The sequence below is a fragment of the Polynucleobacter sp. AP-Sanab-80-C2 genome, assembly GCF_035012965.1.
Classification (GTDB): domain Bacteria; phylum Pseudomonadota; class Gammaproteobacteria; order Burkholderiales; family Burkholderiaceae; genus Polynucleobacter.
On the sequence record NZ_JAYGQS010000001.1, the window covers coordinates 260,233 to 284,933 of the forward strand.

Sequence of the window (24,701 nt, forward strand, 5' to 3'; positions counted from 1 at the left end):
GCTTTAAATCTTATTGATTAAATTGGCTAGAAATAAGCTAAAAGTGCCGCGTCGTGTCTGTCGATATAAACCACACACCTCCATTAAGCGGAATCGATCTTTGATACCCGCACCTCTCAATAGCTCAAACATTTTTAAAATTTCTTGATGATTTTTTACTAACAAGTGGTTAACTTGCTTTAGCGCATGAATATTTTGCGTATTCCACTTTTGAAAGCGTCCCTGCAATAACATCCAAATTCGTTCCATTTTTGCTGGGAAGGAATCATTCCCGCCAACCAAAGCAAATTCATGCTGGCGGTATAGCAACTGTGGATTGCGATCATAAAAAACATCCCCCTCAACACCTGATATGAGTTGATAAAACCACCAGTCATGTGATGGCACATCAACAGCTCCCACTTTTTCAATTAAATTTTTTGCCGGCCGATTGAATACCATCGTGTTGCCACCGGCTATGCTTTGCACTAAAGCATTTCTAAAGCTTGGCGGAAATACGAATAGTGGCGACATACCGCACGGTTTTAGATTCTCGGTAACGTATTTAGTACGCCCACAATACAAGTAAGGCACACCATCAGATTGATTGGCAACGATATTGCTTAGTGCAACTTCTAATTTGGCTGGCAACCACACATCATCTTGATCACAAAAAGCAAAGTAATCGGCTTTAATTTCCGAATCACAAGCAAGCGATAAAAAATTTTGACAAAAGCCTTTTTGAGGGCCACTACGAATCGTCAATTTCCCGGCAGGCCACTTGGCCTGATATTGCCGCAAGATTTCTAGGGTTTGGTCGGTAGAGCCATCATCACTAGCAATCACCACCCAATTTTGATGAGTTTGAGCCTCCAAGGAATTAAGCTGCTCGGCTAAAAACCTTGCCCCGTTATACGTGCAAAGCAATATAGCCACCAACGGAGCATCGGAAGCGGGGCTCAATAGAGAATTTTTATCAATTAAATCGGTCATTTACAAAAATTTTTACCCAATTTTGACCAATTTATTGACAACTAAGCCGCTCCAGAGGGATTTGACCCCATTTATATATGGCAATTATAACTATTGGGGGGGGTAATTTGGTGCTTATCCGCACAAATTCACACTAAATCTCTCTAATTTAGGGAATAGGACTGCTAATACCGTTTACCGGACAAATACCTATATTTAATTGGTTAGATCATTAATGCATTTTGGGCAGATTAAAATCAATCCATGTACACCCTCATCTTTGGCTTCTTAAGCTCCCTGATTCTTACCCTTGCTTTGGTTAGGTATTCGCATCTTCACTCTCGTTTTAGCGACGATAACCAACTGGCTGGACCACAGAAATTTCATGTCATCCCAGTCCCCCGTATTGGTGGCCTAGGTATTTTCATTAGTCTTTGTATTGCCAGCTTTGTTAGGGCCTTGCAAAACTTGGATGATGGCTTTTTGCTGTTTACTGCGATTGCCTGCTCTTTTCCAGCATTTGCTATTGGCATTACTGAAGATATCAGTAAAAAAATTCGCGTCCTTACTCGGTTATTTGTAGTTGCCATTGGCGCATTACTCGCCATTTATTTTCTTGGGATTCGCATCACAAATTTAGACATGCTCTTTATCGATAGCGCGATCGCACTTCCTGTGATATCAATTATCTTTACTTGCTTTGCGATTACTGGGCTTGCAAATGCATACAACATCATTGATGGGTTTAATGGTCTTGCGAGTATGGTGGGAATCATTTCCTTAATGGCTATTGCCTATGTTGCCTTTAGAGTAGGCGATATTCCCATGGTCATCATGCCCTTAGCGCTCATTGGCAGCATTGCAGGATTTTTCGTCTGGAACTACCCCAGAGGCCTAATCTTCTTGGGAGATGGTGGCGCTTACTTAATTGGCTTTTGGATTGCTATTTCTTCAATACTAATCATTGATCGCAATCAACAAATCTCACCTTGGTTTGCATTGATTATTAACGCCTATCCTGTTTTTGAAACCTTGTTTACCATTTGGCGTAGAAAAGTACATCAAGGAAAAAGTCCAGGAATTCCAGATGCCGCTCATTTTCATTCACTCATCTATCGCAGATTATTACGGTGGGCACATGCCCCCCTCCAACTTCAGGTTGAGAAAGAACCTACTTTTTCAACTAATGCAAAAACATCGCCATATCTATGGCTACTTTCCAGCTTAGCAATAATGCCCGGTGTTTTATGGTGGAATTCTACTTGGGTGTTGCAACTATCATTTATAATTTTTTGTATCAATTACTGGTGGATATATAAATCCATAGTACGCTTTAAAACACCCAAATGGCTCAAAGGGAAATCTTAACTTTGAGCACTTTAGATAACTCATCAAAACTCTTTTGTTTGAGTAGGCTTAGATATTGAGGCGCATTAGCACCCCCTTCTTCAGGTGCCCAAGGTGCCAGCTCTTTAGCTAGAGAAGGGTCAAATGGTCCGCTTTTAACCTCAAATAGAATTGATTCATGAGTCAAAGAGATAACTGTGTGCCAAACCCCAGCAGGTACCTCGACACCTGATGCAATCACCTTTTCTTCTGAATACTTTTCGCTACCAAAAATCGTGATGGAGTTAATGACACCGCAATTTGAGAAAATAATTAGAGAAAATAAACCTTTGATAGCCATCAAACATTCATCTTTAGGGTCAAGGGAATGCCGATGCGGACGAATATAACTCCCAGAATTTAATGCATTAAAAAGTCTTTGGCAGGGATCCTGATGTGATTGATGTAAATTAGCGTGAGCCCTTAACCGCTTTGATTGTCTGGCGGTATTCAATAAATCACTGAGATAATTACTTGAAAATAGCTTCATTTCTTAGAATTTAGTGCAGCAAGAATTTGACTAACTGCCACCTGGGGTGAAAATAAATCCCTTGACAATGCTCTGCATCGCTCGCTAATTCCATTTGCATCTAGCTTAATGTCATCAATGATTGATTCAGCAAGCACTTTAAGATTTTCTTTTGTATAGTCTGAAGTTGCTTTACCTACCTGATATTTCCTAATTAGCAACGCAAGATCATTTTCTTTGTTAATAATTGCCAACACAGGTAAACCGGACTGCAAATAAGAAAGAAACTTGCCCGGAATATTATGCGTTGAATGCCGTGGGTCCAGGGCTATCAGACCAACATGGCATTGTGCATATAAGCCTGGAATCTGATCTGATTTAATCTGATCGAAAAAAAAAGTATTAACTAGTCCTTTATTTTTCGCCTCAAGCTTTAAACGCTCTACATCAGCTCCGCGCCCAACGAAAAGAAATCCAATATCACTTCGATAGAGCAATATCTCAGCTAATTCAATTAGCACCCCCATACCTTGCGCAACACCCATATTGCCCGCATAAATAAAGATTTTTTTATTGGCAATTGGCAGTTCTGAAACCGAGATACTGCAATAACTGACTGGAATAGGGGCAAGCCAATTTTGTAAAACTTGGATTTTTTTCTGTAGGCTAGGCGCACACTTCCTAAAGTAACCCAAATTCCCAAAAGATTGAATGCCAATAAAATCTGCAACTGAGTATTGGAATTTTTCACAACATTTTGCAAAGTAATAAAAAAAACCTTTTTTTATTAGTCCCAAATCTAAGGCCCAAGCAGGAAAAAAATCACGCAAAATTAAGTACACTTGACATGCATTTATTATTTTTAGATAATAAACAAATAGGCTTAAAAAAATACTGGGCGAATACCAAATTATTCCCTCCCATCGCGAGCTTGTCATGCTACTTTTTTGATAATTCCGAATCATAAAAAATGACATAGAAATTTCAGCTAAAGCACGTCTAATAAGGCTAACATCTTTATATCTTAGGGTCTTTAATCGCAATATCTTTACCCCATCCACAGACTCAACCAAATATGGGGACATTAATTCAGAATCAGAGGTGATAACTGTTGGGATAATATCCTGATTTAAAAATTCAATAGCCAGATCTTTTAATTGCTGTGAGGCCGAAGATTGTAAGGGAGGATACGCATCGCCAATAATGACTACGGTTTTAATGGATTTAGAAGGTGTAATAGTATGCAAATCTCATCCGGCTAAAAATTTATGCCTTAGAAATGATTGGTTATTTGAGTACGAAGAGCATTAATCACAACAGCCGAAGGCGATGTATTCTCTTGCAGATCATAGTATCCAGACCAAGGCATTGATGTTGCAGTAACTACGGATTCAACAATATTTACCATGTCCATACCCGATACAATCGTACCGCCACTTTCAACTGTTTCAGGGCGTTCAGTGGCCATCCGCAAGCTCACATTCGGAACTTTATAAAATAAACCTTCTTCAGCTGCTGTTCCAGAGTCAGATAATATACAAAACGCATTTTTTAAAAGCTTATTAAAATCATAAAACCCCAATGGGTCAATGATTTTTACGCCCTTGAGAGCTTCGGCACGGGGTAACTTGCTTCTCGTTCTAGGATGCATTGGGTATAAAACTTCCATATTAAAACGTTCCGAAAGACGCTCAAGCGCCATTAGGATTCGATGTAATATCTCCGGATTGTCGACATTTTCACTGCGATGAGCAGTAACTAATATATAGTCTCGCTTATGTAAACCTTGAGATGTCAATATTTTGCTAGATTCAATCTCATCGCTAAATGCACGCATGACTTCAAAAGTTGTATTACCAGTTACAAATATTTTTGAAGGATGTATATTTTCGCGAATTAAATTTTCACGGTGATACTGGTTGTAGGGCAAGAGGATATTGCTCATGTGATCAATGAGTATTCGATTACGTTGCTCAGGCATCCTTCTATCCCACGCCCTTAGACCTGCTTCCATATGAAAAATTTTAATGCCGCGATGTGATGCAGGCATGACAGACAAACCGCTATAGGTATCCCCCAAAATTAATAGTGCGTCAGGCTTTACTTTTTCCATTACCTCATCAGACTTGATGATTACATCAGCCACCTCCTTTGAATAGCTCGACGTATCAATACCCAGTTGGAAATCTGGTTCTCTTAGATTCAAATCCCTAAAAAAGAAGTCCTTGAGTTCGGGGGTAAAATTTTGACCTGTATGTACCATCACGTGTTCAAAATTGAGATCATCTAATTTTTTTAATGTGCCCCACATTTTGATCATCTCGGGACGGGTCCCAAAAATTGACATAACCTTCATTTCAGCGTTCCCATCCTAAATATCTAAATTTGATCAACACCCTGCTCGCCTATCGCAGAAATAATTTTTACTTTGGGTAATGGAATTATGAATTTACCACCGTTCCTTAAGTATGTAGAAGAACGCAACATTATTTCTTCCAAAAAACTCCACGCAAATATTAATACGTAATCTGGCGGATTACGAGACTCAAGGGCTGTACTTGGACGAATCAGTAAGTGTGAGTTTGGGGTATAAAACCCTTGCTTAATGGGCGCATCATCTACAACATAATCTAAATGCTGTTGCCCTAAGCCACAATACTGGATGAGAGTATTGGCACGCCCAGAAGCACCGTAACCAACAATGCTCTTGCCCGAGTCTTTGAGCCGATCAATCAAAGCCATTAATTCAAGCTTGGTATTATTAACCTGCGTAGAAAAATTGAGGAATGTTTCCTTTCGGTTATAACCGCGCTCAATCTCTTCATTGGCTAAGGTCTGAACTGCTTGTGTTAAATTATTTGCGTTCTCAGATCCTTCTTTGCAAACATAATAACGCATTGAACCGGCATGTGTGCTAACTGGTTCGACATCAAATATGAGCATTCTATATCGCTCAAAATGCTTTTTTAAGGAGAGCAAAGAATGGTAGTAGAGATGTTCGTGATAAATCATGTCGTACTGTAACTCATCCATCATCTTCCCAAGATAATGGACCTCGAAGATGAACACACCTTCTTCATTTAATACCTCATGAATTGCCCAGGTAACATCCTGCATGTCAGAGATATGAGCGTAAACATTATTAGCAATTACCATATCAACCTTACCAAATTGACTAATAACTTCTTTAGCAGTTGCAAGATTGAAAAAACTATTTACGATTTTTATTCGGGGATCATTGATTGTTTTTACTACATTAGCAGCAGGATCAACTCCAATAACTGTACCTATCTTAAGGTCTGCTAAAGGGCGCAATAAGACGCCATCGTTACACCCAAACTCTAGGACCTTTGCATCATTCAGCGGCTTTTTTAGAAATCGAGATACAACCTCAGTCGCATAGTTTTTGAAGTGATTCTTTAAGGTGTTGATTGATGATGAGAAATAGAAGTAATCTTGAAATAGCTCAGCTGCATCAACCTTATCGACCACCTGTAAACCATAGCATTGCTCACAATAAAAAAGTCTTAATGGATAAAAAGTTTCTTTTTGAAAACCATTAGGGCTCAAAAATCCTCCGGCTAATGCTACCTCACCAAAATCCATAACCTTGGTATGTAATTTTGCGTTGCAGAAGGCGCACCTAAGGCCATGTTTGCTGCTTTGCATTATGGTTTTAACGCATTACAAATATAATCTAGCTCAAGTAAAACTTTTTTTACACCCTCAGAATCAAGCAATAGAGTGTTGTGGGAAGTGTAATCATTTGTCTCGCTTATGAGCTCCTCGCCTTGGCTAAAATAAATGTTGTAGTTCAGGCCACGACCATCAGCCGGAATTCGGTAATATTGAGCGCCATTCTGAGCTCTGGCCATTTCTTCTCTAGACACTAAGGTCTCATACAACTTTTCACCATGCCTTGTTCCAATTACTCTTACTTCATTATCTCTTTGAAAAATATCTTTTAAAGCAGTAATTAAATTATTTAGCGTCGTTGCAGGTGATTTCTGTACAAAAATATCACCCTGCCGGGCATGCTCAAACGCATGTAAAACCAAATCTACTGATTCATCCAATGACATCAAAAAGCGAGTCATGTTTAAATCAGTAACAGTTAGCGGTTTACCGACCTTTAATTGCTCCACAAAGAGTGGGATTACTGATCCTCTAGATGCCATTACATTTCCATAACGAGTAGCGCAAAATATTGTTCCGGACTCTTTTTGCATTCTGGACTTTGCAACCATAAATTTTTCCATCATGGCTTTTGATATGCCCATAGCATTAATTGGATAAACAGCTTTATCCGTACTCAGTACAATCACTTTTTCTACGGCATTATCCATGGCAGCCTGCATTACATTTTCAGCGCCCAAAACATTAGTCATCAATGCTTCACGGGGATAAAATTCACATGAAGGAACTTGTTTTAAAGCGGCAGCGTGAAAAACATAACTTACTCCTTGCATCACCTGATATACGCTTCTTTCATCACGCACATCGCCAATGTAAAATTTTAATTTTGGATTATTAAGCTCTAACCTCATTTCCTCTTGTTTTTTTTCATCACGACTAAATATCCTGATTTCTTTGACATCAGTCTCTAAAAAGCGCTTTAACACTTGCTTTCCAAAAGAGCCTGTTCCGCCGGTAATTAATAAAGTTTTATTTTTAAACATTTTATTTAAATTTTTGGTGGGCATTCTTCATATGGCTTATTAATTTTTCCCAAGATGGAGCTGTATATCCAGTATGCAATTTAAATTTAGAGCTATCAAGTGTTCGATTAATTGTAAAACTGTTGTCTGCTATAAGTTCTATTTTTTTTTCATACTCAGAGGCAATCAATTCTAAAACTTCATATTTGGAAATTGGGTCTGCGCTTAAATGATATAAGCCCGTTAAGGAAGCATCGGGTATTATTATATCCTTAATAATATTGGCAATTTCAATGGTTGGAAGACCTGAAAACATAGCATTTATGTAGCCTTTGCAAAAATCTTGTTGGCCCAAAAACCAATCCAATAGACCACTCTGCCCATTTAAACTGTGGCCAATCATAGATGTTCGAAGCGTAATGCAATTCTCGTAATAAACTTCGCCCTGAAGTTTTTGTAAGCCATATTCGTCAATAGGATCTGGTATGTCAAATTCTGAATAACCCCCCTTAATTCCAGAAAATACCCCATCTGTACTTATATGGATCAATCTTGAACCAATTTTTCTACATTCCTTGGCAAGAAAATGCGGTAGCAATACATTAATTTTATAGGCTGCATCAATTTGATCTCTAGTCCTATCAAAATGATTAATAGCAATACAATTGATAACTTTTTCTGGCAAAAGGGATCTCAAAATCTTTCTCACACCTTCCAGATTTGATGCCTCAACCCCATCAATTAATTTTGCACTAAGTTCCGGTGCAAATTGATTTAACAGATTCGAATGCCTTAAAGTCCCATAACTATCGATATTATTTGATTTACTGATAGCCTGAAATATTTCGTTACCAAGCATCCCATTGGCGCCAAGCACTAATACCTTCAAAACAAGCCACTCAATATAGTAGATGCGCTCATTAAATACCGGGTATGCGATATACCGAAATGAATGAAATTGAATTCACCAAAAGGTAAATCCCCTTACATAATGAGTTACCTAAAAGAGGGACCTTACTTAAAACCCAGACCGTATTTGATATGATCTTAAGATAAGCAACCCGATAAGAAAAGGGTCCGGATTTAATCACTTCAAACCTTACTAAATCATTAATCCTATCCGCTGATATCTGCAATGATTTGTTACCTCCGTGCAATCGATGTCCAGCAACTGGCTCACTTAATTCTAACCATGAATATTTCAGATAGGCCTGGTAGAAAAAGATTGAGTCGAAAGCGTAATGACTTTCCGTGTCTAACGGGATGCTTTTGGAAACTTTATTTAACCAAAATGTTGCGGGCTGCAAAACTGCAGTTCGATATCTCATTAATGCAATGCTATCTAATGGATGGTAGCGCATTCTTACTGGCTTAATAATTCTCCCCATTTCATCTAAATAATATCCGCCAAAACTGATAATATCAACCGACGGATAATTTTGAAAGCTTTCAACTGCCTTAGTAATTGCATCTTTTGTAATATAGCAATCATCAGAGTTTAAAAAGCAATAAATTTTTCCATCCGCACACAAAAAAGCTTTATTTAAGCCATCAGATTGGCCACGATCACTTGTGCTTACAAGCTTAAATCTATTATCGCGATTGCAATACTCCATAATTATTTCAATAGATCCATCTGAAGACCCGCCATCAGCAATCAACACTTCGTAATTTTTATAATCTTGCATCAAAATGCTGCTAAGGCAATCCTCGATATATAGCCTATGATTAAAAGAGGGCACTGCAATGCTCACTTTCATTCCAGTCATACGCACTTTCTATATATACTTAATGTTTCTTTTGCACATTTTTCCCAGGAATATAGGCTTGCCTGATATTTACCAAATTTCTTTAATTCTTTAATCTTAGTATCTGAATACACTACTTGCTCTATCGACTTTCTTATATCTTCAATATCTGCAGAATTAAAATAATTAGCTCCATTGCCTAAAACTTCTGGCATGGAACTCGTATGACTGGCAACTACAGGACACCCTACTCTCATCGCCTCCAAGGGAGGCATCCCAAATCCTTCATATAGCGAGGGATATATAAATACAGTAGCTTTTTTATACAGAAATGCTAGATTCTCATCGCCCCCCAGAAAATGTCTGACCTGCCCCTCTCGAAATCCTAAGGCTTTAATAGTCTTGGCTTCTTGATCGGAAAACATCCCGCCACCGTATGCAACGATATCAAAATCGTTCATCAGTCGGGACGATGATGCTGCAGCCTTCAAGAGGCCAATAAAATTCTTATACCCGGCCCGTAATCCAACAAAAAGTAGAAATGGCTTATGTGGCAGGGTCAGGCTCGCTAAAGACGTTGTCTCTATTAAATTGAAATCCTCAAATCCGAGATGAACAACCGAAACTTTTTGAGGATTTACATCATAGAAACGCATCAAGTCATTGCGAGTATTTTCAGAGATACAAATGATTTTGTCAGCCCTTGCAATAGCACTTTTTTTTACATGAATTGTTCTATCAAAAAAAGATAAGCTCTCGCTGTAAACCTCATGAATCATGTCATAAATAGTCAGTACTGTAGGGCATTTATAAGGGGAGGAACCAAACCTAGAGTAATAGGTTTCGTGCACTATATCTGGCTTCCACTTTGCAATTTTATTACGGGATATCAACTGGCTATAGAGGTAATATAACCTCCAGGAGTATCGAGGATAGCTTTGAACAAAGCTGTCATTTTTTATGTTTTTTGGCAACTCATTTAAATAATAATTTCTATGTACATCAGCAAAAATACAGACATCCTGGTCTAGATTGTTTAACTCCAAGCTTAATCGTGTGAAATAGCGAGATATTCCCCCATAGGGCTGAAGAACAAAAGCCTGCGGATCATATGCAATGCGCATCTATCTTACCAAATAACTCTCTAATTTGATAAAGCTGACCATCTTCTATGCTCATTAAGGGTAAATTGGCCAATACTTCTATCCCCTGCTTTCTAGAAATGTATGAAAGCGATCCATCTGGACCTCTAGACTCTCTAAATTTAGATGGCCTCCATACGTCCTGAGTTTTAACGGCACTCAATGCGCCGAGGTTAGTTTTTTTAACAAAAAAGGCATTATTCCCAGCTAAATTTATCCCAACCATTGCATAACCTTTTGAATAAGCCAAATCTTCAAGCGCGCCAAGGGAGGCGCCAAAATATAAATTTGAGTAATGTGCATTGCCTCTAAAAAAAAGGGGGTCATAAGGAGTTGTAACCTTTAAATTTGGGCCCCATAGGTTGTTAAATTCACATATGACAATTTGCGGGTCAATTATATTTATAGATTTCCATACCCAATAATCATTTCCATCAATATCGATTGATAGGAGGCCAATTTCCCCCCTAATTCCATTCTCATCGATAACTTGATTGATATTCTCGCAATCTATAAATTGACTCACAGCAGTAATATCGCTTTTCCAATAAATTTCATCAGATTTAATATGCGCTATATTTTCAAGCGATCCATCTATGATCAGACCACGCCAACCATTATTTGATAACAAAAATCGTGTGTTAGCCTCTAGATATCTCTCGACCCCAAATTCTACGAAAACTGAATTATTAATTTGAATATTTTTTATTAAGTACTGAATTAACCCATCCTCACCAAATTGAGAATAGACCTGAAACTCATAGTCATTAAGATTCTTTGGGGCTACATCACCCAAAAGCTGTCGCGCCTCAATTCTGCCAACGGCAATTTGCAGCTGATTTAGTCTGACATTTAAAGATACCAATAACTTTAAGAGGGTTTTAATTTTTTTAAATTGATTTATAAGTTGTTTCATAATTCAACAATCCAGCCAATACCACGATAGCTTATTTACCTATTTAACGACTTCATTAAACACAGAACTTAGACCAATCAACGAATTTCTATCCACCTCCGGATACATTGGCAAACTGAGGATCGTGCTCTTCAAAACCTCAGTGACAGGCAGCCCACGCTTAGGCAGGACCACCAATTCTTGGTAACCAGGATGTTGATGTGCTGGCAGTGAATAGTGAACACCAGGATTAAAACCCGCATTAATTAACGCATCTCTAAGCTGATCTCTTTTTTTAAGTCCGCTAATTACATAAAGATGAAAAACGTGCCGACTATTTTCACGTTGGACGGGCTGCGTTAAATCAAAATCTTGCAATATCTCGTTATAGAATCTCGCCAATAAGCGTCGATTATTGTTATCCGCATCTAAGGTTTTCAGTTTAATCCTGAGAATGGCTGCTTGAAGCTCATCTAGCCTTGAATTAATCCCCGGCTGATTTGTATATCTATTTTCGTCCCATCCATAGCGCCCAAGAGCCCTTACTTTTATTGCCACCTCTTCATTATTGGTAATTAACATACCTCCATCACCAATTGCTCCTAAATTTTTGGTTGGGTAGAAACTAAAACAGCCAACATCCCCAAGCGTTCCTACCTTTCTACCCTTATAGTCCGCGCCAGTAGCCTGAGCACAATCCTCAATAACATAAAGGCCATATTCTTTTGCGATACTTAAAATATTTTCTAAGTCTGCTACCTGACCATATAAATGCACTGGAATAATTGCTCTTGTTTTTGATGTGATAGCCATCCTAAGGCCTGTCGGGTCCATTGTGTAGTAAATCGGATCTACATCTACCAACACAGGTACTGCCCCACAGGCTAGTATCGCAGATACTGTAGCTAAAGCTGTATGAGATACAGTAATTACTTCATCACCCGCACGAATACCTAATGCGCGAATTGCTAAAATTAGGGCATCTGTACCACTGTTTACCCCAATCGAGTATTTTGCATTAGTGTAAACAGAAAACTCTTTTTCGAATGAATGAACTTCTTCAGACTGAATATAGTTGCCACTATCTAAGACACGCTGTACAGCTTTTAAGATATCCTGTTTTTGACTGAGGTATTGAGCAAGAGGATAGCTACAGTGCAGCATTAGATCACCCTTAGGTCTGGAACAAATAGAACCCAACGACCACCTGCTGCACGAAACTCATCCTCTTTTTCAAAAATCTCTTTAGCATGATTCCAGGCAAATAAGAGAGCGTACTCAGGATAATTCTCATTAAATTTGTCATGCGAAAATACAGGAATATGCATTCCAGGCGTGACTTTACCCTGCTTAATAGGCGTGGTGTCAGAAATAAACTCTATGAGGTCTCCATTAATTTGACAATAATTTAATACCGTTGTGCTTTTTGAAGTTGCTCCATAGCCAACAACCCTTTTACCGTCTTTTTTTAGCTCTTTGAGTTTCTTAACAAGGTCAGATTTTGAACGCTCACAGTTTGATTTAAAGTTTAAATAAGTTTCTGCGAGATTTAATCCCTGAAATCTCTCTTGCTCTAAAAGCTCTTTTACATTTTTCGAAACATTTCGTGCGCCTTTATGTGCTAACACATAACGCATTGATCCACCATGAGTTGATTGTGCTTGCACATCAATCAACTCTAGCCCTTGAAGTCCGAAAGCATAAGCAACGGAAGTGGCTGAAAAAATAAAAACATGTTCATCATAAATTTGATCATATGAGGTTTTGGCAATCATATCCCCCAAATAAGGGTCTTCAAATATTAAAACTCCGCCTGGTTTAAGAAAATGGGAGATACCTGCAGCAACACTTTGAATATTTGGGATATGGCACATAACATTTGCTGCGAGAATTGCATCAGCATGTCCTCGTTCATTGACTAACTTTTTAGCCAACTCTAAGTCAAAAAATTCGCTGATTGTTTCAATTCCATTCTTTTTTGCTACATCGGCTACATTCTGTGAAGGCTCAATGCCGAGATGGCGATATCCACCCTCCTTAAAGTGGCGCAGCATAATGCCATCATTGCTACCCAATTCAACAACAAAAGTATCTTGGGATGCGGCGGGAATTATCTCTTTAACTGCTTTTGCAAAATCTCTAAAATGCTCTTGCATATGCTTAGATAAACTAGAAAAAAAAGCATACTCACTATGAAACATTTTTTTTGGGTCTGGTTGCTCCATTAACTGAAACATGCCACAGTTTTCGCAAAACGCAGGGGCTAATTCAAAAAAATATTCACCCTCAAAATGATTTTTATTCAAAAATCCATTAGCAATTGGCATTTGCCCAAAACTCATAAAAGCCTTTATTTTTGATCTACATACTCTACATTGATTCATTTAGAACTCCATTTAATTTTTACCAAACCCATTCTCCCTCATGGGGCAGAATTTGATTGTCGAATTAGATCAAGCGTTTTTAAAATCTCAGAACGCAAATTTCCTTTAAATTCAAAACCTGTGGACTTAAATTTCTCACACGAGACCTCGTAAGAGAGTTGGTTCATAATTTTGCTGTCAACAAATTGACATTTTAGATTTGGAACAAATTCCTCAATGGCCTTTACAATCATCTTTACAGTTGCATTAAGAGTTAGCACATTATAAATCCTCCCATCTAGCGCCTCCTTCTTAATTACGTGAGTAATTGCCCGGCATGCATCAATCAAATCAAGGTATGGTCTTTTTTGCTCATAAGCAGTTCGCCAGATAGTTAAAGGCTGTCGCATAACTGCCTGCCAGCAAAATTTATTCACAGCGGTATGGAATCTCATCCCAGGAGAAACCCCAAAGATTGTTCCAAATCTCAAAGTCACCGCCTTTAAATCACCTGCAATGACCATTTTTTGAACTAAAGACTCTTCCCGCAATTTAGTTTCTGCGTATGGGCTTTGTGGCCTTAAGTCAGTGTCAAGGCAGGCCTCTGAAACCAAACCCTCTTGAGTTCCATAAACACTGGTGGAAGAGATGGTGATTAATCTGGAATTAGCTCTAATACAAGCTTGGACAATATTAGATGTGGAATTGAAATTATTACTCTCAACCTCGGATGCTTTTTCAAAGCTACCAGCAGCATCAGTAATTGCTGCCAAATGAATCACAACATCATCCAAATTTAATAGAGTGGAAAAATCGAATTTTGTTACGTCCGCCTCTATAAATTTATACAAACTAGATGCAGGCAGAGAAAATAGTGATGGATATCGTTGTGTCAACATATTATCAATCATCACAATTTCAGCATTGGGAAACTCTAGTGGCAGGAACCGCACCAACGAAGATCCTATGTGACCCAATGCACCAGTAATTATTATTTTCATAAATTATCTTTTTGTGGCAGTTAGTCCCAACATATGGTCACGATTACCTTTCCATTGAAACTTTTCTATCTTGACTACTTCAAGATTAATTTTCTTGCATATAGCTCTTAACTTTGCCTCGCTGTAGCAATTTGTATGAAACTGACCATCACCATTTTGACTTCCATAAAAGGTAGCAGTGAGATATCCCCATCTATTGCTGGGCTCATAAGTATGGGTCCCGAACCAATGATTACTGGCAATTGCATCCGCATCATCCCTATAAAAGTCTTGCCAATCATCTTTAGCCAATAACCACTGTTTAGCAGCCATTTCAAAATCCACGGTAGAGATATACAAAATACCCCCTGGTTTTAATATACGCTCAATTTCATAAAAAAATCGCGGCTCATCTTTAAAAGGTAGATGCTCTACCAACCCCTCAGCCCTTATTTCATCGACGGTATCATTCTCGTAAGGCAAATTAAAAAGGTCATATTGAACTAAAACTAAGTCATCCCTAAAATTTTGGTGGGGATATCTTCTCTTGATAGCACTTAGGTCATCCATATCTACATTGATATATCCCTCTAGCGGTCTACCCCCACAACCCAGATTTAGTTTAATTTCATCTCCCAACTTAATTCCGACTTGATTTTGCATACCTTTAATCCACTTAGTCAATTTTGTTTAATTTTGTCTTTAAAAACACTTCATAATTTCGAATGTAGTCTGAAGCGACGTATTTTTTATCACACAATACAGCCAATACAGAATTATCTTCTCGATAATATTGACTGGCCCAAATCCCTGGCGGAATTACTAAACCAACATTGGGATTGCTCAAGCTAAATACCTTTTTATTTTTACCATCATCACACTTAACATCAATACTTCCAGACAGACACACTAACAACTGTGAGCATTCAATATGTGAATGGTTGCCTCTTATTGAATTGCTATCTGCAAGAACAAAAAAAACGCGGGCAATTTCAAATGGCACATTTTTCAAACCCTCTAGCACCGTTAAAGAACCATTTTCGGCAATATGCTGAGAAAAGTTAATTAGCTCCAAACTTTTTATCGCTAAAGTGTTCATTTGCCTCAAGGCTCAATATGTTTTGTTACTTGAATTATAGTGGTTTAGAAGAAGATTTACCCCCTCTTTAATATCAATTTTAGGCTCCCATCCACACACGCTCTTGATTAAATCAATATTTGCTACGTAGTTACGGCGATCTATTTCCTGTGAATTATTCGGCCAATCGATTAATTTTAAATTGACTGTTTCATCCAAAATCTCCTTGATGCAATCTGAAATTAATTTAAATGCGTCATATAAGGCAATCCCTTTGCCACTTCCAACATTCAAAGTTAACCCCGAGGAAACCGATCTAGCCTCAAGCTTCATAAATGCTCTAATAACGTCATCAATGTAGACATAGTCTCGTATATATTTGCCAGTTCCATAAACACTCAAGCTCTTACTCTCAATTGCTATCATTGCTGCCTTATTCAAAACGCCTCTTCCATCAACCTGCCCCATTGAAGGACTTGGTCCATAGACATTTGATAAGCGAACGGAAATACTCTCAATAATTCCCTGTCTATGCGCTAAAGCCAATTTTTCCTCGGAGAAAAGTTTGTACAGATCATAGTTAGTAATTGGCCTTGGCACAGTAGATTCATCTACGGGCAATTCAGTTGTCAAACCATAGACCGTGGCAGTTGAAGAAAAGATTACCCTTACTTTCTTTTTTAAAATGTTAGCAGCCAGAATTAAATGATCAATGGGCTGAATTGCAGAACTCAAGCATTCGAGGGCATGTGATTCTGCATAAGCTACGCTCGTATTGCCTGCAAAGTGATATACGGTATCAATTTTTGGCAAATTATCCAACCAAAAATCTAGAGTACACACATCACCTTGCAACACTCTAAAATATTTCTCAGATGGCAATTTTCTTGAGCTAACTTGGATTGCATTGCCTCCAAAATTATTGATCTCGCGCGCTAATGCTGAACCTAGATAGCCAACTCCTCCAGTAATTAATATTTTTTTATCTTTAAAGCTCAAATGGTTCATATTTCAATAGACTGCGTAGGACAAAAATTTTTATTAAGAGGTCATAAATCGCTGACGCTAACGAACCTTAGGAAGATCTTTTATTTCAATTTGACTCAAGCAAGGGAACTTACCATCCCGATCTTTTATGATGGGGCCCTCCAAGGGCCACGCAACATCAATATCTGGATCACTCCAAAGTAGCCCCCGCTCATCCCCCGGTTCATATTTATGGCTTACTTTGTAGTGCAAGTTCGCCTCGTCAGAGAGAACGCAATAACCATGAGCAAAACCATGTGGCATATAAATCTGCTGTGCCTCACCATCCTCGCCAAGATATGCGCCAAACCACTTTCCAAACGTAGGTGAAAATCTACGAAGATCGACCACCACATCATAGATCAATCCACTGATGACCGTTAAAAGCTGAGATTGTGGGTTTTTACATGTGTAATGCAAGCCTCGCAAAGAATTCTTAACCGCCCTAGAATGATTATCTTGCAAAAAATCCTCTTTGATGCCTATCTTGGCGTAGCGCTCCTTTTGATAAGTCTCGGCAAAAAATCCTCTCGAATCTCGAAAGAGACCTAACTTAATTAATTGGATATCAGATATGCCAACTTTTACAGACTCCACCTAGATCCTCCAGAAATATGAGATACCAACTTACGAAGCCCTTGAATAAGAAGCTTAAGAGAACTTCTTATTGTCATTTTCACAAGAAAGGATAGATATACAACTTTATTTACAGTATTTAATTTGGGAAAATTTACAACCCTTAGGTTGCGTGTAAATATTGATATTTTCTCGAAAAGTTTAACGCTTGGATTTCTTGATAAAATAGCCCATTCATCAACGCTAAACCAGGTCAACATGTTTAAAGTAACTTTATTAACGAGCACTCTAGGAAAGCTTGGCGCTTGGTATAAAAAATCAATTCTTGATAGAAAGTCTTTGCTTGCTGTCCTGTAAGCCTGTAGGTCAGTAGTGCTGCATGAAAGTGATCCAGGGTGCGTTCTTAAAAACAACAATTTGCTGTGGCAATAGATGATTTGTCCGCATTGAGATAATAGCAAGGGCACCAAAGTGTCTCCATATGGCCCAAAAGAACTGCCTAGACATGGCATCCCGCCAATCAGTTTTAATGCTTTAGTTCTAATCAAGCCATAACAACCAATCATTTTAATTTCCCTACCTGTGTAAACCAAAGGAAATGTAAGTTGATCAAAACTGCTGCAATTAACATCTTCATTTGCACTCCAAGATATTGGCGTTTGATTTCCAGTGAAATAATCCGTATAGATTGCAGATAAATAAGATGTATTTTTATTAGCCAAAATAGATCTCATTGTTATGAGGAATCTGGGGTGAAACAAGTCATCATCCCCCAACCATGTAAACCAATCTCCCGTAGCTTGTTTTAAGACATAATTCATATTTTCCAATTCGCCAAGATTAGTTCGTTGATTAACTAATCGAAATCGGTTATCAGAAATAATACCCAAATCTATTAAACTTAGCGGTTCCTCTACATAATCATTAGAAATAATTACTTCAATATTTTTATATTCTTGATCAAGAATAGAATTGATGGCCTCTTTTAATAAACTAATCCTATTATAGGTAACTAAACCTATTGAAATTTTTATATCCTGATTAAACATGATCGCCTAAAATATGCTTCCGATCCAATCTAAAGTCATCAGAATCTATAAAGCTTTTTATTCTTTGCATAATTAATTCATGCTCATGATTGGAAAAATTATCAATCCAATATTTATATACCTTTGGGGAAAATTGATTTTTATATCCCCCTAACAAATTTACCATTTCTGAATAATTATTGAAAAGCCAATTATCAGTATTGTAAATATTATGCATATAATAATACTCATATACTTTTAATTTACTAATTTTTAAATTTAAATTATCAAGATTCAATAACAATTTTCTATACTCATCTATTGATTTCGGGTGAATATTGAAATCATAAGCAATATGAGGATTATTGATTGAACAATTTATCACTGGAACATTTAGCGCGGCATACTCAAATCCAATAGTTCCATATGTTGTTAGCGCAACATCAATTCCCTCCAAAATAATTTGATGATGAGAGCAGTCTGGGGGTAATAACTTAAACTTAGGATATTCATTTATAAATTTTTTGATTATTTCTAATGTTTCATTTATATAATCTGGATGAGTTTTTATATACCAATCATAATTAGTTTGATTAGAAATTTTTCCTAAGAAATCTACCCATTCGTAAAAATCTGGAAATAAATTTTGACCGTAACTATGAGGGCTATCAAAAAAACAATGTGCAGCAATTAGAATTTTTTTTCTTACCGAATCTTTGATCAATTTTTCTGGGTAGATATTCTTAAATGCTGATTTAGTTGAATAGCTCATATCAACGCCTACTTGACCCGAAAATCTGAGATTAATGCGAGCTTTTGCTGTATTTAATCCTTCCTCTTGAATTTCCTTGGATAATTTTTGAAACTTTGTAGGGTAATCAAAAAATTCGTTGTATGCAAAAATTCTATCCCGGGACAAGCGGTATACATGTGTAGCATTAAGTTGATATGCAGGTATTCCATATTTGATTGCAATTCTTGTAGGAATAGCCGTTAAGTAGACGCAGTGACTACATATTAAAGCAGCTACATCTACTTTACTAAAATACTGACTCCAAAATATATATAGAGAAAGCGCTTCAAGTAAAAAAATTTTAAATTCGTGAGATGAAACATTTATAGTTGGCACTTTATATTTTTTTAAAAAAGAATCATAAATTAAGTCACCAACTAGTACTCCATCTATTTCTAAATTTTCAACATCACTTTTATTCTTTATTTTTGAAATAACTTCGGAATATTTTATTTTAGCTAATTTTTTAATTTTATTATTAAAATTTGGTTTTATTATTTTTGAGACTCCAAAGGACTTATATATAGTAAATTCTCTTAAAGATAAATTTGATGAGATATGCCATTCTATTATATGAAAAATTGAATTTATTACATTTGGAATGTAGCCTATTATTTTAGCATTATATTTTTTTGAAAGTGAATCTGAAAAATACGAATAGGCTATGTGATTGGAGCAGCCGGCGTTAAATTCTACTAATATAACTTTTGAGCTGTTAAATTGTAAACTTTTGGGATGAAAAAATTTCTTATTGAATTTCGCATATTTAGAGCTATTAAAAAAATATCTCTTGGCTACATCGAAAAATGAAAACATAGTTTTGAATAGATTTTTTTAAGTTTATAACTTTAAGTCTTCATCTTAAAGCGTTGTAAAATTACTCATTCTTTTTAAGGCGTTATGAAAATTGCAATAATACCCGCCCGCAGTGGAAGTAAACGGATACCCCAAAAAAATATTCGTGACTTTTCAGGAAAACCGATCATCGCATGGAGCATTGCAGCTGCACTAAACTCCAAATGCTTTGATAGAATCATTGTAACAACCGATTCTCCCATGATTGCAGAAATTGCTAGATCCTACGGGGCGGAGACCCCCTTCTTAAGGCCAGCTAATCTCTCAGACGACCACACCCCAACAATTCCGGTTATTCAACATGCAATCAAAGAGGCATCATACAAATATGGAGAGTTTTCTCTGGCTTGCTGCATATATCCAACGGCGCCTCTTATATCCTCAGAAGACATTGCCGAAGGATTAAATGCTCTGCTAAATTCTGATTCCGCAGAATTTTCATTCGGTGCCGCAAGATTTTCATATCCAGTTCAACGCGGCTTTACATTTGATGGAAACAATGGAGTTAGACTCATATACCCCGAACATCGAAACACCAGATCGCAAGATTTGCCTCCAGTTTTTCATGATGCTGGACAATTTTGCTGGGGTTTTTCTTCTGCTTTTTTAGCTGGAAAAGATATCTTTACAGCGACGTCCATTCCAATTATTTTGCCGACACTTAAAGTCAAAGATATAGACACAATTGAAGATTGGGAGGCAGCGGAGTTTGCATTCAATCTTATTAATAAATCAACATAACGGAACCCTGATGAAACTAAAACCGACAATAAGCATTTCCGGCACTTTAATAGGAAGAAACACAAAGCCCTATGTAATTGCAGAAATTGGATCAAATTTTGACCAGGATCTTTCTGTCGCAAAAAAGTTAATCAGCGAATCAGTGATGTGCGGTGTAAATGCTGTTAAATTCCAACTATTTAGCGCTAAGTCTCTGTTTCCCAATATGGATGGCAACTATTTAGACTTTAAAAAAGTTGAGTTAAATCCAAATTGGATTCCTGAGCTGGCTAATTATTCTAAGGAACTTGGCATCACTTTTCTTTGCTCAGTATTTGATCTTAATTCTTTAGCCGTTCTCGAAAATTGCAATGTACCTGCATATAAAATTGCATCTTCAGAAACTACTAATTTGAGTCTACTGAGGGCCGTTGCATCAACAAAAAAACCCGTAATAATTTCAACGGGTATGTGTGACATGGTTGATATTGAGGAATCAGTTAACGCATGCATTGACTCTGGAAACAATGAGATTGCACTTCTTCAGTGTGGAGCAATGTACCCCTTGCCAGAGAAATTGGCTAATCTAAATGTGATTAAAACACTTAGTTCTAGATTTGACTGCCCCATAGGGTTTTCTGACCACACTCTTGGACTTTTGGCTGGTCAAATTGCTGTTGGTGTTGGCGCCACGATTTTTGAGAAACATATAACCCTCAATAAGTCCAATCCTGGTCCTGATCACTTTTACGCATTAACTCCTGAGGAACTAAAAGCTTACGTGGAAAATTTACATCATGCATACTCTATTTTAGGAGACGCCGAAAAAATCATGCTGCCTGATGAAATAAAATTTGGTCGCAGAGATGGAATTTATTTTTTAAGAGATCTTGCTGCAGGGTCCATAATTACGCTTAAAGATATTATGCTAAAACGCCCTGCGACTGGAATAAGATCTAGATATGTAGGCCAAATTATTGGGAAAAAAATTTCTTGTGATTGCAAGAAGGATACGCCACTAACATGGGAGGCTATATCCAATGAATCCGAATAATCAATCACAAAAAATAGTATTCAGCGCTCTATCAAATAGCTTGTTAGACGCAGGTTCGATACTAATTAATGAGCGAGCTTCAGCATTAAAAGCCCAAGGAAAGGACATAACAGTATTATCCTTAGGAGAGGCATTTTTTAACATCCCCATGTTTAATTGGAAAGAATTGGACTTTCAGAAGGGATATCACTATTCCGATTCAATGGGAATGTCTAGTTTAAGAAATAAAATACTTGATTATTACAACGAAACACTTCATTCAGAGATCCGTAGTAGCAAGAATATTCTAATCTCAGCAGGATCAAAGCTTGCAATTTACCTGAGTATGCTTGTACTAATTAATCCGGGCGATGAAATTTTAGTTCAAGAGCCTTATTGGCTTAGCTACCCCGAGCAGGCAAAATTATCAGGCGGTGTAATTAAGCGTATACCTTTTAAATTCTTGGGAAAAAATCTAGAGAAATTTTATTCCGCCAAAACTAGGATGCTCATCCTAAACAATCCCAACAATCCAGCGGGATACCTCTATGACAGAGAAGAGCTTGAATTAATTTATAAACAATGCTTAGAAAGAAATATTTTTCTCTTGGTTGATGAGGCCTATTCGGAATTTTGCGTTGAAGGAAATTTTTATAGCGCAGCACGATTAAATGGTGATTTAAAGAATCTGATCATCATTAATTCTCTATCAAAAAACTTGGGAATGTCTGGGTGGAGATTAGGATACCTAATTGCAGATAAAAAATTAGTCGCAAAAATGCTGCAAGTAAGTCAACATTTGCTTACTTGTGCCCCCACTATACTTCAGCAATATTGCTCTCATTTTTTTGACAAAATACTAATGAGCGCAAAAAATGAAATTAAAAAAACTATGGCCACCAGGAAAATAATCGAAGAAAGATTGAATTCTATTGGTCTAAAGCATTTAAATGGAGAGGCTACATTTTATTTTTTCGTTGATATCAGTGACAGCGGTCTTGATGGTGACAGTTTTGCCCAAAAACTTCTCGAAGAAGATTTAATATCTACAGTCCCAGGATCCTGCTATGGTGAATCAACTAAAAATTTCATAAGAATCTCCTTTGGCTCCGAGCCTATAAAGCGCGTTCTGAATGCCCTAGAAAAAATTCAAGCTAAAATGTTGAATGGATAACATACTATTTAAAATTCAAGGAGCAGGCCATTACGGGCTTGGTCATTTAAATAGAAGTCTAAACATAGCAAAGTTTTTTAAAGCAGGGTTAACTGGGATTAATTGTTTTTTTTTAATAAACAATAACGAGTTTATTGCAAAAAAAATAAAATCCGAAAATTTTCATTTTGAATATGACTGCCATGATTTAATATCAGTCATAAAAAAATTTAAAATAACTAAGGTTATTTTTGATCAATATGATGAAATTGAAGCTGATGTATCATACGTTAAAAATATTGATCCAAAGATTACAGCATGTGCTTTGGATTATTTCAAGACTGATAATAAACATATAGATTTAGTTATCAATTTAGTTAATAGACATAAATTCGAAATCGCTTTTTCCGGACACACGGAATACCATGAAGGATTTCAATTCGTTACGTTAAATCACAATTTTTTAAAGTTTAGATTAAAAAATATTTCAAATTCATCTTTAAAAAATAGAATATTAGTTACATTTGGGGGCTCTGATCCCCAGAACTTTACTGAATTCGTCATAAATTTAATCTCTACATCCAATTTAGATCTTTCTAGATATCACTTAACAATTGTTATTACCTCCATAATGAATTCTGAAGATAAGCTAAAGAGCTTAATATCCAAAATTAACTGTAGGTGCTCTATCATTAAGGATGCAAAAAATATGGCTGAAATAATCAATGAATCTATGATTGGGATATGTAGCGGAGGTACTACTATGTATGAATTTTCAATGCTAGGAGTCCCAGCAATTGTGCTCCCTCAAAATGAAAATGAAATATTGGGAGCATTAAAATTTTCTCTTTTTGGCTCCATTAAAGTTATTGAACGGCAAAATACCTCTTTCTCAAAGGAAATTATTCATAATATACAATTGCTGTTGAGTGATAAGCATTTATGGAGTTGCTTAAGCAAGGCTGGAAGAGAAGCCATTGATGGTTTAGGGGCACTCAGAATTTGCAATATTTTACAAGGGGCTTCAAAAAAATGAATCTTATTTGCATTGATGAACTCAATCGCAATGGCTGGACAAAAATAGGTAAATTACTTACACGGGAAGAAATTCAACTTTATCGAGACAAATTAATCGCCCATAAATTTCAAGATATAAATCAATATGGGGAGGATGCCTTAATTACAAATGGAGATTTTGAAACTGTCAGAGATCTCACTCGCTTCAACAATGATTACCTAGCAATACTCGAAAATAAAAATCTTAATGAATTTTTAAATATTTCTTTGAATGACACTGCAATTGTGCATTCATACAACGGAATAATAACCCAGCCTAGCAAAAAATCTGAAATGCTTGGATTTAAATTTCACAGGGATCAACCATTTTTTGAAAGCACTAGAACTAGTCTGATCATTATGATTCCACTAGTAGACATTTCAAAAGAAAATGGGGCAACTCAAATTTTGCCAAGCTCCCATCTCATTTCAGCCGAGCCGAGTTCAGAGTTCTTTGAAAAACACCATTTTTCAATAGAGGCAAAGGCTGGGGAAGGATTTTGCATTGACTCCACCCTTTGGCATCGAGCCGGTAAAAACGAGAGTAACTTTGAAAGGCCAATGATTGTAATTAAATATACTCTTGCATTTATTAAACAACAAATTAATTTTTTTGAAAATGGAAATTCATCCCTTTATTATTCTAGTCCATTAGTAAAAAAACGTCTCGGCTGGGATTCTCGCACACCCTCTAACTATATTGAGTTTCGTGCACCCCCCGGTGATAGGAAATGGAAGTCTGGGCAATATAATATGCAAAATACAAAGATTAAATAATCAGGTTGCCTGCG

At 36.9% G+C, this 24,701-nt stretch carries 25 protein-coding genes; 6 read left to right on the forward strand and 19 right to left on the reverse strand.

What is annotated here, in order from left to right; genetic code table 11:
- Nucleotides 1-3 precede the first annotated feature (3 nt).
- The gene (locus tag VC178_RS01345) at nt 4-972 is read right to left on the reverse strand and encodes a glycosyltransferase family 2 protein (protein ID WP_323481337.1); all 969 of its coding nucleotides are present in this window, start codon (nt 970-972) and stop codon (nt 4-6) included.
- Nucleotides 973-1,215: 243 nt separating this feature from the next.
- Between VC178_RS01345 and VC178_RS01350 the strand changes: the two genes are divergently transcribed.
- Nucleotides 1,216-2,319, forward strand: a complete 1,104-nt coding sequence (locus VC178_RS01350; RefSeq protein WP_323481338.1) for a glycosyltransferase — start codon at nt 1,216-1,218, stop codon at nt 2,317-2,319.
- Here the strand turns inward: VC178_RS01350 and VC178_RS01355 are convergent.
- The 18 genes from VC178_RS01355 to VC178_RS01440 all read right to left on the reverse strand — a co-directional run bounded on the left by VC178_RS01355 (nt 2,303) and on the right by VC178_RS01440 (nt 19,909).
- The gene (locus VC178_RS01355) at nt 2,303-2,827 is read right to left on the reverse strand and encodes a WbuC family cupin fold metalloprotein (protein WP_323481339.1); all 525 of its coding nucleotides are present in this window, start codon (nt 2,825-2,827) and stop codon (nt 2,303-2,305) included. The genes VC178_RS01350 and VC178_RS01355 overlap by 17 nt on opposite strands.
- Complete coding sequence (locus VC178_RS01360; RefSeq protein WP_323481340.1) at nt 2,824-4,053, reverse strand: glycosyltransferase family 4 protein; 1,230 nt, start codon at nt 4,051-4,053, stop codon at nt 2,824-2,826. The genes VC178_RS01355 and VC178_RS01360 overlap by 4 nt, the downstream gene beginning before the upstream one ends.
- 26 nt (nt 4,054-4,079) lie before the next feature.
- Entirely contained in the window at nt 4,080-5,162 is a 1,083-nt protein-coding gene (wecB, locus tag VC178_RS01365) for a non-hydrolyzing UDP-N-acetylglucosamine 2-epimerase (RefSeq protein WP_323481341.1), read from the reverse strand.
- Nucleotides 5,163-5,185: 23 nt separating this feature from the next.
- Entirely contained in the window at nt 5,186-6,475 is a 1,290-nt protein-coding gene (locus tag VC178_RS01370; RefSeq protein WP_323481342.1) for a class I SAM-dependent methyltransferase, read from the reverse strand.
- On the reverse strand, nt 6,475-7,485 hold the full coding sequence (locus VC178_RS01375; protein WP_323481343.1) for a polysaccharide biosynthesis protein: 1,011 nt from the start codon (nt 7,483-7,485) through the stop codon (nt 6,475-6,477). Before VC178_RS01375 ends, VC178_RS01370 begins: the two co-directional genes overlap by 1 nt.
- Nucleotide 7,486: 1 nt before the next feature.
- Complete coding sequence (locus VC178_RS01380; RefSeq protein WP_323481344.1) at nt 7,487-8,353, reverse strand: SDR family oxidoreductase; 867 nt, start codon at nt 8,351-8,353, stop codon at nt 7,487-7,489.
- A 31-nt stretch (nt 8,354-8,384) separates the two neighbouring features.
- Nucleotides 8,385-9,233 carry a glycosyltransferase gene (locus VC178_RS01385; protein ID WP_323481345.1) on the reverse strand — a complete coding sequence of 283 codons (849 nt, stop codon included), beginning with the start codon at nt 9,231-9,233 and terminating at the stop codon, nt 8,385-8,387.
- Nucleotides 9,230-10,336 (reverse strand): glycosyltransferase family 1 protein, encoded by a 1,107-nt coding sequence (locus VC178_RS01390; RefSeq protein WP_323481346.1) that lies wholly within the window; start codon nt 10,334-10,336, stop codon nt 9,230-9,232. The genes VC178_RS01385 and VC178_RS01390 overlap by 4 nt, the downstream gene beginning before the upstream one ends.
- On the reverse strand, nt 10,320-11,270 hold the full coding sequence (locus tag VC178_RS01395) for a hypothetical protein (protein WP_323481347.1): 951 nt from the start codon (nt 11,268-11,270) through the stop codon (nt 10,320-10,322). The genes VC178_RS01390 and VC178_RS01395 overlap by 17 nt, the downstream gene beginning before the upstream one ends.
- Nucleotides 11,271-11,309: 39 nt before the next feature.
- A complete protein-coding gene (locus VC178_RS01400) occupies nt 11,310-12,413 on the reverse strand; it encodes a DegT/DnrJ/EryC1/StrS family aminotransferase (RefSeq protein ID WP_323481348.1) in 1,104 nt (367 codons plus the stop codon).
- Nucleotides 12,413-13,633 (reverse strand): class I SAM-dependent methyltransferase, encoded by a 1,221-nt coding sequence (locus VC178_RS01405; RefSeq protein ID WP_323481349.1) that lies wholly within the window; start codon nt 13,631-13,633, stop codon nt 12,413-12,415. The genes VC178_RS01400 and VC178_RS01405 overlap by 1 nt, the downstream gene beginning before the upstream one ends.
- Before the next feature lie 38 nt (nt 13,634-13,671).
- Nucleotides 13,672-14,613: an SDR family oxidoreductase gene (locus VC178_RS01410; RefSeq protein WP_323481350.1), complete on the reverse strand. Its 942-nt coding sequence runs from the start codon at nt 14,611-14,613 to the stop codon at nt 13,672-13,674.
- A 3-nt stretch (nt 14,614-14,616) separates the two neighbouring features.
- Entirely contained in the window at nt 14,617-15,255 is a 639-nt protein-coding gene (locus tag VC178_RS01415; protein WP_323481351.1) for a class I SAM-dependent methyltransferase, read from the reverse strand.
- Nucleotides 15,256-15,268: 13 nt separating this feature from the next.
- Nucleotides 15,269-15,691 carry an FdtA/QdtA family cupin domain-containing protein gene (locus VC178_RS01420; protein WP_323481352.1) on the reverse strand — a complete coding sequence of 141 codons (423 nt, stop codon included), beginning with the start codon at nt 15,689-15,691 and terminating at the stop codon, nt 15,269-15,271.
- A 12-nt stretch (nt 15,692-15,703) separates the two neighbouring features.
- On the reverse strand, nt 15,704-16,669 hold the full coding sequence (locus tag VC178_RS01425) for an NAD-dependent epimerase/dehydratase family protein (protein WP_323481353.1): 966 nt from the start codon (nt 16,667-16,669) through the stop codon (nt 15,704-15,706).
- A 66-nt stretch (nt 16,670-16,735) separates the two neighbouring features.
- Complete coding sequence (rfbC, locus tag VC178_RS01430; RefSeq protein WP_323481354.1) at nt 16,736-17,293, reverse strand: dTDP-4-dehydrorhamnose 3,5-epimerase; 558 nt, start codon at nt 17,291-17,293, stop codon at nt 16,736-16,738.
- On the reverse strand, nt 17,281-18,321 hold the full coding sequence (locus VC178_RS01435) for a glycosyltransferase family 2 protein (RefSeq protein WP_323481355.1): 1,041 nt from the start codon (nt 18,319-18,321) through the stop codon (nt 17,281-17,283). The genes rfbC and VC178_RS01435 overlap by 13 nt, the downstream gene beginning before the upstream one ends.
- On the reverse strand, nt 18,314-19,909 hold the full coding sequence (locus tag VC178_RS01440; protein ID WP_323481356.1) for a hypothetical protein: 1,596 nt from the start codon (nt 19,907-19,909) through the stop codon (nt 18,314-18,316). The genes VC178_RS01435 and VC178_RS01440 overlap by 8 nt, the downstream gene beginning before the upstream one ends.
- Before the next feature lie 84 nt (nt 19,910-19,993).
- Here VC178_RS01440 and pseF point away from each other — a divergent pair, with 84 nt between their 5' ends.
- From pseF to VC178_RS01465, 5 genes are read left to right on the forward strand one after another with little or no spacing between them, the layout of a single operon-like run.
- Nucleotides 19,994-20,689 (forward strand): pseudaminic acid cytidylyltransferase, encoded by a 696-nt coding sequence (gene pseF, locus VC178_RS01445; protein ID WP_323481357.1) that lies wholly within the window; start codon nt 19,994-19,996, stop codon nt 20,687-20,689.
- Nucleotides 20,690-20,699: 10 nt separating this feature from the next.
- Nucleotides 20,700-21,722 (forward strand): N-acetylneuraminate synthase family protein, encoded by a 1,023-nt coding sequence (locus VC178_RS01450; RefSeq protein WP_323481358.1) that lies wholly within the window; start codon nt 20,700-20,702, stop codon nt 21,720-21,722.
- Nucleotides 21,709-22,875, forward strand: coding sequence for a pyridoxal phosphate-dependent aminotransferase (locus VC178_RS01455; protein ID WP_323481359.1), 1,167 nt, complete (start codon nt 21,709-21,711; stop codon nt 22,873-22,875). The genes VC178_RS01450 and VC178_RS01455 overlap by 14 nt, the downstream gene beginning before the upstream one ends.
- Complete coding sequence (locus tag VC178_RS01460) at nt 22,868-23,890, forward strand: glycosyltransferase (RefSeq protein ID WP_323481360.1); 1,023 nt, start codon at nt 22,868-22,870, stop codon at nt 23,888-23,890. The genes VC178_RS01455 and VC178_RS01460 overlap by 8 nt, the downstream gene beginning before the upstream one ends.
- On the forward strand, nt 23,887-24,687 hold the full coding sequence (locus tag VC178_RS01465) for a phytanoyl-CoA dioxygenase family protein (protein WP_323481361.1): 801 nt from the start codon (nt 23,887-23,889) through the stop codon (nt 24,685-24,687). Before VC178_RS01460 ends, VC178_RS01465 begins: the two co-directional genes overlap by 4 nt.
- Nucleotides 24,688-24,701: the final 14 nt, after the last annotated feature.